General features: G+C 68.8%; 10 protein-coding genes. 4 read left to right on the top strand and 6 right to left on the bottom strand.

The features are described from left to right. Nucleotides 1–372, top strand: a 372-nt coding sequence (locus A3AG_RS0107795) for an AMP-binding enzyme (protein WP_026164028.1), incomplete at its 5' end; no start/stop codon positions are given. 57 nt (nt 373–429) lie between these two features. Here A3AG_RS0107795 and A3AG_RS0107790 read toward each other — a convergent pair. Continuing rightward, nucleotides 430–2121: a Na/Pi cotransporter family protein gene (locus tag A3AG_RS0107790; RefSeq protein WP_018004884.1), complete on the bottom strand. Its 1692-nt coding sequence runs from the start codon at nt 2119–2121 to the stop codon at nt 430–432. A gap of 84 nt (nt 2122–2205) precedes the next feature. Further along, nucleotides 2206–3426, bottom strand: a complete 1221-nt coding sequence (gene phnA / locus A3AG_RS0107785; RefSeq protein WP_018004883.1) for a phosphonoacetate hydrolase — start codon at nt 3424–3426, stop codon at nt 2206–2208. 112 nt (nt 3427–3538) lie between these two features. Here phnA and A3AG_RS0107780 point away from each other — a divergent pair, with 112 nt between their 5' ends. After that, nucleotides 3539–4435, top strand: a complete 897-nt coding sequence (locus tag A3AG_RS0107780) for a LysR substrate-binding domain-containing protein (RefSeq protein ID WP_018004882.1) — start codon at nt 3539–3541, stop codon at nt 4433–4435. Between the two features lie 246 nt (nt 4436–4681). Here A3AG_RS0107780 and A3AG_RS0107775 read toward each other — a convergent pair whose 3' ends face one another. Continuing rightward, a complete protein-coding gene (locus tag A3AG_RS0107775; protein ID WP_018004881.1) occupies nt 4682–5092 on the bottom strand; it encodes a hypothetical protein in 411 nt (136 codons plus the stop codon). A gap of 155 nt (nt 5093–5247) precedes the next feature. Then, the gene (locus A3AG_RS0107770; protein ID WP_240619810.1) at nt 5248–5964 is read right to left on the bottom strand and encodes a Crp/Fnr family transcriptional regulator; all 717 of its coding nucleotides are present in this window, start codon (nt 5962–5964) and stop codon (nt 5248–5250) included. A 113-nt stretch (nt 5965–6077) separates the two neighbouring features. Here A3AG_RS0107770 and A3AG_RS0107765 point away from each other — a divergent pair, with 113 nt between their 5' ends. Then, the gene (locus A3AG_RS0107765) at nt 6078–6860 is read left to right on the top strand and encodes a class II aldolase/adducin family protein (protein WP_018004880.1); all 783 of its coding nucleotides are present in this window, start codon (nt 6078–6080) and stop codon (nt 6858–6860) included. A gap of 2 nt (nt 6861–6862) precedes the next feature. Beyond that, nucleotides 6863–7792 carry a 2-hydroxyacid dehydrogenase gene (locus tag A3AG_RS0107760; protein WP_018004879.1) on the top strand — a complete coding sequence of 310 codons (930 nt, stop codon included), beginning with the start codon at nt 6863–6865 and terminating at the stop codon, nt 7790–7792. A 10-nt stretch (nt 7793–7802) separates the two neighbouring features. Here the strand turns inward: A3AG_RS0107760 and A3AG_RS0107755 are convergent, their stop codons facing one another. Then, a complete protein-coding gene (locus tag A3AG_RS0107755) occupies nt 7803–9818 on the bottom strand; it encodes an alkaline phosphatase D family protein (RefSeq protein WP_018004878.1) in 2016 nt (671 codons plus the stop codon). A gap of 398 nt (nt 9819–10216) precedes the next feature. Further along, nucleotides 10217–11254: a Bug family tripartite tricarboxylate transporter substrate binding protein gene (locus A3AG_RS0107750; protein ID WP_018004877.1), complete on the bottom strand. Its 1038-nt coding sequence runs from the start codon at nt 11252–11254 to the stop codon at nt 10217–10219. Nucleotides 11255–11258: the final 4 nt, after the last annotated feature.

Genomic DNA, 11258 nt, shown 5'->3' with positions numbered 1-11258 from the left:
CACCGCATGGGCACGATGGAGATCGAGTCGGCGCTGGTGGCCAATCCGCTGGTGGCGGAGGCCGCGGTGGTGGGCCGCCCGGACGACATGACCGGCGAAGCGATCTGCGCCTTCGTCGTGCTCAAGCGCGCGCGCCCGAGCGGCGACGAAGCCGTCAAGCTTGCCACCGAGCTGCGCAACTGGGTCGGCAAGGAGATCGGCCCGATCGCCAAGCCCAAGGACATCCGCTTTGGCGACAACCTGCCCAAGACGCGCTCGGGCAAGATCATGCGCCGCCTGCTGCGGTCGCTGGCCAAGGGCGAAGAGATTACGCAGGACACCTCGACGCTGGAGAATCCGGCCATCCTGGCGCAGCTTGGCCAGGCACGCTGAAGAGGCGGCGCGCGCAGCCCGAGTCTGGCACTGTCAGCCGTCTCGCTGCTCGCGGCGTCACGGATTAAGCAGGCGTTCCGGTGCATGCAGCGCGCCGGGGTGTTCGGCAGGCAGGAACGGAGGGTCCTCGGCGAGGGCACTGCGCTGGGCGCCGGGCATGCCTGCGGGCGCAGCGCACAGTAGCGAGTTCATCTGCGAAAGCTCGCGCAGGATATCCAGGTGCAAGCCACTGGTCTCCACGCTTGCCGTGCGACGCTGCGCCACACGCGCAATGTGGCGCGCGGTGAAGCGCTCGGCACGGGCCTGGAATCCGGCGGCACATTCGTGCAGCACGGCCGGAGCGGTACGGTCGCCAGCGACGAACAGCGACAGCCGGGTACGCAGGTTGGCCACCAGCATGTCGCACAACGCAAGCAGTTCCGCGCTGCCCTCGTCCGAAAACCGGTAGTTGCGGCTCAGCTTGCGCTGGTCCAGGTCGGCCAGGATACGCTCGACGATATCGCCGGCATATTCCAGGTTGATATTGACCAGCATGATTTCGTCCCAGCGCGCGGTATCGTCGTCGTCGAGGCTGTCGGTGTCGACGCCGGTCAGGTACATCTTGACGGACGAATAGAGGTCGTCGATACGGTCGTCCAGCGCGCGGCAGCGGGCGTTCATGGCGCGGTCGTTGCCCGCCACCGAGAGCTTCATGCCACCGAGCATTTCCTCGATCACGTCGCCGATGCGCATGACTTCGCGCGTGGCATTGCCCAACGCGACGCACGGGTGCCGCAGGTCGCCCTGGCTCAGGTAGCGTGCGCCGCCGGGCGCTGCGTGGTCGTGCGCATCGGGCAGCCATCGGTTGCATAGCGACGCCACCGGCTTGACAAACCAGATCAGCGTTGCCGCCAGGGCCAGGTTGAAGGCCATGTGAAAGTCGATGGCCATGGTCGCGGCGCTGCTGCCCAGGCGGTCCAACAGCCAGGGCATGGCGTCCAGCAACGGCAGGAATGCCAGTATCCCCACCACCCGGAACATCAGGTTGGCGAGTGATACCCGCCGTGCGGCCGGTGCAGCGCCGGAATTGGCGAGGCAGGCAATCAGGCCGCTGCCCAGGTTGGCGCCAAGCACCAGCGGCAAGGCGGTTGCCGGGCCGATGACGCCGCCCATGGCCAGCGTTGCGGTCAGCAGTACCGCAGCCAGGCTGGAGTATGCGAGCAGGGCCAGCAGGGCGCCGATCACCAGTGCCAGCAGGGCGTCGTTGCCAAGGGAAATGAAGATCGCGTGCACGATCTGAGCCTGCAGCAGCGGTGCGGCGTAGAGGCGGATCAGTTGCAAGGCCAGCGTGATCAGCCCCAGCCCCACCATGACGTCGCCAGCCTGTCCGCGCAGGCTGTCCTTGCCGGACAGACGCAGGGCAATGCCGATGACCAGCAGCAGCGGCGAGAGCCAGGAGATGTCGACCGACAGCAAGCGCGCCATCAGGCTGGTGCCGACGTCGGCACCCAGCACGATCGGCAGTGCCGCCGGCAACGACACCAGGCCTCCCGCCACAAAGGTGCTGGTCATCAAGGCCGTGGCGCTGCTGCTCTGGATCAGCGCGGTCACGCCCAGCCCCGCCAGGAAGCCGCGCGCCGGGCTGGCCGTGCCCGCGGCCAGCACCAGCCGCAAGCGCGGCCCCAATACCTCCAGCATGCCGTGGCGCGTCACATGCGCGCCCCAGATCAGCAGTGCAACCCCGGACATCAGGGAAAGCAGGATTTGCATGGCGCCGCCCCCTGGTGGTGACCGTCTTGGCGGCCATCACCCCTTGCTGATGAAGCATGCCGGCCTTGCCGGCACGCACCCGCTTCAGTCGGCGTGGTTCAGCGCCAGTCGCAGGATGTCGAAGTTGCGCAGGCGCTGGCCGGCCGGCACGCTGACCTTGCGGTTGAACAGCAGCGGCACCTTCTGCTCGGACAAGCCGCCGTGCGAGCGCAGCGGCGCATCGAGGCCGCTCAGGTCGTGGCGCGCCGGCGTGGTGCCGAGCACGGTCAGGCGCTCGCTGACCACCACCAGGTCGCCGATGCGGTCGGGCGGCAGCTCGAAGCGTTCGCTGGCGGCGCGCTTGTCCAGCACCAGTTCGATGCCGGGCAGTGCGGCGATGGCCTCATGCACGGCGCGCTGGTCGGTGCCGGCGGGCAGGTACACGGTGGCGTAGGAACCCAGTGCGCCGTGGTGGGCGACATAGGGGTCGGTGATCGGCAGCAGCACGCGGGTGGCATCGGTGCCGAAGCGCTCATCCAGCACCTGCTGCAGGAACAGGATGTTGGCCTTGCCGAGCGAATCGGTCTTGGCGTTCATGCCATGGTCGGCGGTCACGCCGATGACCGCCCCCAGCGCGTCGAGGCGCTGCAGGTAGCGGTCCATCATCGCGTAGAAGGCATTGGCGCCGTCCGTGCCCGGGGCGTGCTTGTGCTGGATGTAGTCGGTGGTGGACAGGTACATCAGGTCCGGCCGCTCGGTTTCGAGCAACGCCACGCCGGCGGCAAACACGAATTCGGACAGGTCAGCGCTGTAGACCGACGGCAGCGGCATGCCGACCTTGCGCAGGACGTCGTCGATGCCGTTTTCCTCCAGCGTGGCCTGGTCGGCTTTCTCGGCGGAAAAGCAGATGCCCTGGAGGCCGTGGCCCAGCAGCGCGCGCAGCTTGTCCTTGGCGGTGACCACGGCGACCTTGGCCCCGGCTCGTGCCGCAGCGGCCAGCACGGTAGGCGCGCGCAGGTAGCGCGCATCGTTCATCAGCACCTCGGCACCGGCTTCGGTGTCGTAGAAGAAGTTGCCGCAGATGCCATGCACCGACGGCGGCACGCCGGTCACGATCGACAGGTTGTTGGGGTTGGTGAACGACGGCACCACGCAATCGCCGGTCAGGACGGTGCCGCGTTTCGCCAGGCTGGCGAAGAACGGCGCGGCGCCGGCCTGCACCGCGAGGTTGATGTACTCCTGCTCGCAGCCGTCGATGCAGACAATGACGGTGGGACGGGCGGGCAACTGGTAGGTATGGCCGTTGGCCTGGATCTGGGTGCTCATGGGGTCTCTTTGGGCGGAATTGGGGAAAGGATTTGCCTGAGACCGATGCTAAGTTAGGCGATAAACTCTCACAATCGAGTTTATTTTCCAGGTCCTGTCAGGAAATCTCACAATGCCGCACAAGCTGCCCCCGCTCAACGCCCTGCGCATCTTCGAGGTAGCCGCCCGCGCCGGCAGCTATTCGGCCGCGGCGCGCGAATTGCACCTGACCCATGGCGCGGTCAGCCGGCAGATCGAGATCCTGGAGCAGTGGCTGGGGCAGCCGCTGTTTATCCGCCAGGGCCAGCGCATGGTGCCGACCGTGCACGCGCAGGCGTTCGCGCGCGAGATCAGCACGGCGTTCGACCAGATCGGCGCCGCGTCCGAGCGCTATGGCCGCATCGCCACGCGCAAGGTGGTGCGCGTGAACGCGCCTGCCACCTTTGCCATGCGCTGGCTGATTCCGCGGCTGGATGATTTCCGGCGCCTGCAGCCAGAGGTCGACGTGCGGGTTTCGACCGCCTTCAGCAACGAAGCCGGCTTCAACGGCACCTTCGACGTGGCGATACGGCGCACGCTGGAGCGCGGCGAGCAGTACGAGTCGGCGCCGGTGTTTGCCGAGTACCAGACCGTGATCGCCAGCCCGGCGCTGCTGCAGCAAGTGCCGTTGCAAGGGGTGGAAGACCTGGTAGAGGGGGTGTTCCTCTATACGGAAACGCGGCCGGGGAGCTGGGAGTCATGGCTGCAGCAGGCAGGGCATGCGTCCCTGCTGCCGGTGCGCACGCTGCGCTTCGACCATTTCTTTGTCACGCTGCAGGCGGTGGCGGACAGCCTGGGCTTTGCCATCGGCACCTTTCCCACGCTGGAGGCGGACCGCGCCGGCGGGCGCATCGCCACCCCGTTCGGCGCGATCCGCGCTCCGGGCAACACCTACCATGCGCTGGTGCCGCGTGATGCCGACAAGCCGCTGCACCTGCGCACCTTCCTGGAATGGCTGCAGCAGCAGGGCGCGGCGGCAGGGGAAGGGTGAGGCGGGGTGTGGACGGGCGATGGCAATAGCGATGGCCGTCACTTCGTGATGCGCTCCTGCCCTCACCCCAAACCTCTTCCGCGAGCGGGAGAGGGCGTACACAAGCGGGGGTTGGAGAGCTTGAGGCTGTTGATAACGCTGTGGGTTGTCTCCCCTCTCCCGCTTGCGGGAGAGGGGCGGGGGTGAGGGCCGGCGCTGGCAATAGCGACGGGCTTTCGCGCGCTGCGGGCCCACGCCGGACGGTGCTCAGGCGCCGTCGAGGAAGGTGCTGCGCTGGCCCAGGCGCGTGCCGAGCGCATCGGGGGCCAGGCTCATGCTGGCTGGGTCCGCTGCCGACATCGTGCCGCCTGCCAGCGACGGATCGGCGGGCACCGGCGCCATGCCGGGCTGGGCCGGCGGCACGGGGGCTTGCGCATAGCTGCCGGCGGCGGCCGGGGCAGGCTGGCCCACCGGCGCCATCTGGGCCGACGGGGCGGACGGAGCCGCGGGCAGTGCCTGCGCGGATTGCGTCGGCGGGGTGGACGGCATCGGCTGCATCGGCTGGGTCATCGGCATCGGCTGGCTTGGCTGCAGCGGCTGGGCCTGCTGCGCGAACAGCGGATAGGACGCGATCATTGCGCCGGCCATGACCAGGGATTTCGCCAGATGTTGCTTCATTCGTGTACCTCCTAGAGACGCCTACAGGCAGGGAATGACCACTGTAGCGCCGGGGCACCTGACATTCTGTTTGTTTTTGCAACGGTCGTTAACCGGTCTTGCCATCGCGGCCAAGGCAGGTTATTTGCGCACGCGGGGGCTGGCCGTGCGCCATCTCATCGCCTGGCAAGGCGCTTCAGCGCGGCCGGGTCCAGCAGTTCGATCTGGCGGTAGGCGCGGCGGATCAGACCGGCGTCCTGCCATGCCTGCAGCGTCTTGGCGACGGTCTGGCGCGAGCGGCTGACCATGTCGCCCAGCTCTTCCGCGCTGATGCGCACGACGTGGTCGGTGCGGTCGGCCAGCTCCAGCAGGCGCGCCGCCATGCGCGCGTCGACCGGGGCCTGCGCCGCGCTTTGCGCATGGTCGAAGGCCACCCGCAGGCGCGCGCAGATCTGCTGCACGATCAGCTGCATGCCTTCCGGGTGCGTGGCCAGGATGCGGTGGAACTCGCGCTGGTCCAGCACCAGCAGCTCGGTGTTGCCGACGGCGAAGGCGTCATGCGTGCGCGGCTTGCCGTCGAGCAGCGAGATCTCGCCGAACCAGCGCCCGCGCCCGATCACCGAGTACACCGACTCGCGCCCGCCGCTGCTCACCCGGCTCATGCGCACGCGCCCGGACACCACCATGCAGAAGTACGTGGGCGGATCGCCGCGCGCGAAGATCATCGCGCCGTCGCCGAAGCGCTGGCGGCGTGCGGCCTGCGCCACGGCTTCCAGCACGCGCGGCGGCGCGTTGCGCAGCCAGCCGCTGGCGAGCACGCTGCGCGGCAGCGCGCGCACGGGTTCGTCCGCTTTCGACGCATGCTCCACCTTGGCCTTCATCTGACGTCCCACATCACCCTCCTTGCCGGAGCCGAGATTGTCTAACACTTAACAGACTTTGGTCCGGGGTGCCGGGACAATGCAGCGGTTCAATGACTCACTCACACGCCCCCGGGAGGCCGCACATGGCGCAAGTCCAGCTCGTCGAAACCTCGCAAGACCGCGTAAAAGACCGCGTCTCCGACGCCGAATGGCAGATGCGCGTGGACCTGGCGGCCGCGTACCGGCTGGTGGCGCACTTCGGCTGGGACGACCTGATCTTCACGCATATCTCGGCGCGCGTGCCGGATGCGCCGGACCAGTTCCTGATCAATCCCTACGGCATGATGTTCGACGAGATCACGGCGTCGAGCCTGGTCAAGGTGGACCACCACGGCGAGCCCGTGCTGGAAACGCCGTATGACGTCAACCCGGCCGGCTTCATCATCCACAGCGCCGTGCACGAGGCACGCCCCGAAGTCGGCTGCGTGATGCACACGCATACCGCGCACGGCGTCGCCGTCGCCGCGCAGCAGGACGGGCTGTTGCCGATCTCGCAGCAGGCAATGTTCGCGCTGAGCGGGCTGGCCTATCACGACTACGAGGGCGTGGCGCTGCGCGAGGACGAGAAGACGCGGCTGGTGGCCGACCTGGGCCGCTGCAAGCAGATGATCATGCGCAACCACGGGCTGCTCACCTGCGGGCGCACGGTGGCAGATGCATTCCTGACCATGTACACGCTGGAATCGGCGTGCCGCATCCAGATCCTGGCGCAGAGCGGCGGCACGCCGCTGACGCGGGTGCCGCAGGCCGCCAGCGCCAACATGGGCCAGCAGGCGCGCCAGGCCACCAAGGGCAAGGGCTCCAACCTGGCCTGGCCCGGCCTGCTGCGCCGCCTCGACCGCATCAACCCAGATTACCGCAACTGACCATGGCCATCCTCGTCCACCTGCCGTCGTTCATGGCGGTTCCCATTACCGCGCTGCTGCGCGAGGCAGCGCCCGACATCACCGTGTGGAACGGCCGCGAGGCCGCCGTCGCGGAACAGGTCGAGGCCATCATCGCGTGGGGCCTGAAGCCCGGCGTGGCGCCGGCCTATCCCAACCTGCGACTGGTGTGTGCCGCCACCGCCGGCGTCGACAAGCTGCTGGCCGCGCCCGACCTGCCCGTGCACATCCCGGTGACGCGCATCGTCGATCCCGGCCAGCAGGCCGGCATCGCCCGCTTCGTGCTGGCGATGGCGCTGCGCCATACCCGCGCGCTGGGACTCTACGCCGAGCAGCAGCGCCGCGGCGAATGGAAGCGCCACGCGGGGCGCGATGCCGCGCAGTGCCGCGTGGGCGTGCTGGGGCTGGGAGAAATCGGCAGCGAGGTGGCGCGCATGTTCGTCGCCATCGGCTACCCGGTCAGCGGCTGGAGCCGCGCCGCCAAGCACTTGCCGGGCGTGACGGATTTCACCGGCGATGACGGCCTGGACGCCATGCTGGCGCAGACCGACATCCTGGTCTGCACGCTGCCGCTGACGCCGCGCACCGAGGGGCTGCTCGACCGGCGCAGCTTGTCGCGCCTGCCCCGGGGCGCCTACCTGATCAATGTCGGCCGCGGCGAACATGTGGTCGAGCCGGACCTGGTAGCGCTGATCGACGACGGCCACCTGGCCGGCGCCGCCCTGGACGTGTTCGCCAAGGAACCGCCGGCAGCGGACGACCCGGTCTGGAACCATCCGCGCATCGAGGCCACGCCGCATATCGCGGCCGACCCGTCGTACCCGCTGGTGGCGCGGCAATGCCTGGACAACCTGCGGCGCGCGCGCGACGGGCGCGCGCTGCTGAACCTGGTGGACCGGCAAGCCGGATACTAGGTCACGGTCACTAGGTTACGGTCACATCGGCCGTGCCCGCCGCCACTTCCAGCAAGCGCGTGCTGGCGGTGGCCGGCAGCGCCGGCGCCGTGCCGCCGGCAAGCGGCTTCATGGTGTGGAAGGTGCAGCTCAGCTTCTGCGGCGTCAGCGTGACCAGCGCATAGCCCTCGGCATTGGTGTCGGCGTGCCGCAGCCATGGGTTGAAGGCGCGCAGCGTGGCATCGAAGGTATTGACGAGGGTGCCGCCGACGTTGCTGTAGACCAGTTCGCGCAGCGCGGCAAAGGCCGGGTCGGTGTCGACCACGGTGCGGAAGGAACTGAGCAGCGTGTTGCTCGACAGCCCGGCCGTGACCAGGTCCACCATCACTGGCGCCGGCGCCGCGGCATCGTAGTCGTCCATCACCTGGCCGCCGAAGAAAGCATGGATATCGCCGCTCAGCGCCACCACGTTGCGGATGCCGTTGGTCTTGAGGAACGCCATCAGGTTCTTGCGCTCGGCGTTGAAGCCGTCCCACTGGTCGGCATTGAGGATAAAGCGCTCGAGCAGCGTCACCGCCGGCAGCCGCGCTTCGATCAGGGGCTTGATGCTGGCGTCGAACGCGGCGCTGTCGATGCCGGCCTGCGCGAGCACGTTGCGCAGCGCGGTATAGGCCAGGTTGGCATAGGTGCCGGTGATGCGCGCCGCGCGCAGGTCATCGGCCAGCGCGTTGGCGATTGCGGTCTCGAGCGAGGCCAGCGCGTTGCTGGCCAGCACCAGCGCGCGCGCGATCAGCCGCGCCACCGCCAGCGGCACGTCGACCTGCATGCGCAGCAGCGACAGCTGGTTGCCCCACAGCTTCCAGGTGGTGGCGTCGGCGCCGATGCGGTCCTGCCACCAGGCGCGCTGGGTGTCGCCCAGCATCGACACCGGTGTCAGCGTATTGCCGGCGGCCGCGATCTTCTGCGCCTCGGCCGCGGCCAGCGTTGCCGTCGGCACGAAGTACAGGCTGCCGATCGAGCGGCCGACCGAGGCCTCGGGAATGATGTGGTCGGCGCGGTACAGGCGCTCGTCGGTCATCAGCAGCGTGGCCAGATTGCCGAAGGTGAAGGCGCGGTAGATCTGTATGTTCTGGAACGACGGGTTGTCCGGGTCCAGGGTCACGTCGGCCGGCATGAACTCGAACCAGGCCTGGTTGGCGGCGCGCCGGCGCGCGGTGCGCGGGGTCTGGTCGTCGGTGATGTTGTAGGTCTGGCGATCCTGCCAGCAGTTGTCCGAGAACTCGTGGTCGTCCCAGATCGCGATCATCGGGAACGCGGCATGCAGCGCCTGCAGGCGCGCGTCGCTGCGGTAGTTGCGGTACAGGTAGCGGTAGTCGTCCAGCGTGGTGGCGTAGACGCTGCCATCCGGCAGGGCGGTGCCGTTGGGCAGCTGCAGCACGGTGTGGCGGTCCTCGACGTTGCCCGCGCGCGAGCCGCCCGGCACGGCTTCGTAGATGTAGTCGCCGACATGGACGATGAAGTCCAGATCCTGCTGCACCAGCTCTTCCATGCCGGCCCAGTGATTGGCATTCCAGTCCTGGCAGCTGACAAAGGCGAAGCGCAGCTGTGCCAGCGGGGTGCCCGGCGCGGCGGCGGTGCGCGTGCGGCCCGTGGTGCTGGGGCGGTTGCCCAGCAGGAAGCGGTAGAAGTAGCGCGTACCCGGGCTCAGTCCCGTGACCTTGTTGCGGATGGTGTAGTCCCAGTCCGGCAGGGCCATCAGCGGCTGGTTGACCAGCAGCGTGGGCGGCGCGAAATCCTGCTGCGTCGACACCTGCAGCCGCACCACCACCGGCCGCTTGCCGTTGTTGCCTTCCACGCGCGTCCACACGATCACGCTGTCGGGGCGCGGATCGCCCGATGCCACGCCGTGCAGGAAATTGAAGTTCTCGGGATTGCCCGTATCGGGTTCCGGCGCCGGGTCATCGCCGCCGCCGCAGGCGCTGAGCCCGCCGGTGGCAACGGTAACGGTCAGGAAACTCCCCCACTTGAGAAACTGGCGGCGGTCCATGGCGCTCCTCCTGTTGTTGCTGTCAGTCCATGCAGCGCGCAGCCGTGCCCGGATGCCGCTTGCGGCACCGGGTCTTGGTGGGGCGTGCTGTTTTTATGAATCGATACTAGTGGCTGGGTCGGGCGGCCGCTGTCGGTGAGGCTCCGACATCGATATAGGAAGAAGTCGACTGCCCGGCGGCGCCGCCGCCTCATGGCAGCGCGGCGCGCCAGCGGCGGCCACCGACGGCGGCGAGCGCCCGGCCGAAAGCCAGCACGACCAGGGCGCTGCCCAGCCACGGCGCATGCAGCAGCCCGCCGCGGTCGGACCATCACGCCGCGAAGGCCTACGGCCATGGCGAGGGCGCGGCCCATAGGCAGCGCCTTTACAGCGCGCAGTCCTTCGCGCTTGCTGCGGCATCAATCGACGCTGATGTTGTTTGCCCGTATCACCTTGCCCCACACCGCCACATCCGCGCGCACCGTCTGCGCGAACTGCTCCGCGGTCTTTGGCGGCGCCATGCCCATATTCAGCTGCAGGAAGCGCTCGCGCATGGCCGCGTCCGCCAGCAGGCGGTTCACCTCGGCATTGAGCCGCTGCACGATCGCGGCGCTGGTGCCGGCGGGCGCGAACAGGCCATACCAGCTGTCGGTGTCGAACGGATAGCCCTGCTCGGTCATGGTCGGCACCTCGGGCGTGGCCGGGGCGCGACGCGTGCCGCTGACCGCCAGTGCGCGCAGCTTGCCGGCGCGGATCAGCGGCAGCGACGACGAGGTATCGACGAAGGCCGCCTTGATCACGCCGCCCTGCAGGTCGGCCAGGATCGGCGCCACGCCCTTGTACGGCACGTGGCGCAGCCGGAGGCCGGTTTGCATGGCGAGCGCCGCCATGGTCAGGTGCCCGCCCGAGCCGATGCCCCATGAGCCGTAGTCATAGGCATCCGGTCGCTTGCGCACCTGCTCGACGAATGCCTTCAGCGTGCGCGCCGGGAAGTCCGGCGTCACCACCAGGAAATTGCCGCCCGCGCCGACCTGCGCCACCGGCAGCAGGTCGCGCAGCCCGTCATACGGCAGCTTCGGCTGCAAGGTCTGGTTGATCACCACCGCGGCGGCATAGGTGAACAGCAGCGTGTGGCCGTCGGGGCTGGCCTTGGCCACGGCATCATTGCCGATGATGCCGTTCGCGCCCGGCTTGTTGTCGACCACGATGGTCTGGTCCAGTGCCCGGCCCAGCGCTGCCGCCAGCGTGCGCGCGAACAGGTCGGTGCCGCCGCCCGGCGGGGTCGGCACCACCAGCCGGATCGGGCGCGCCGACCAGCCGTTGCCGGCGTACAGCGGGCTGGCCGCGGCGCCCATGCCAAGTGCGATGAGCCCGCGCAGCAGCGTGCGCCGGCGTGGGTCCGTCAGTGGTGTGGCTGCCGCCGCTGCAAGGGTGCTGATTCGCACGGCATCTTCCATGGTG

Origin of the sequence: Cupriavidus neocaledonicus (genome assembly GCF_000372525.1) — a bacterium.
In the GTDB taxonomy this organism is placed as follows: Bacteria; Pseudomonadota; Gammaproteobacteria; order Burkholderiales; family Burkholderiaceae; genus Cupriavidus; species Cupriavidus neocaledonicus.
This window is presented reverse-complemented; position numbering and strand designations above follow the sequence as displayed.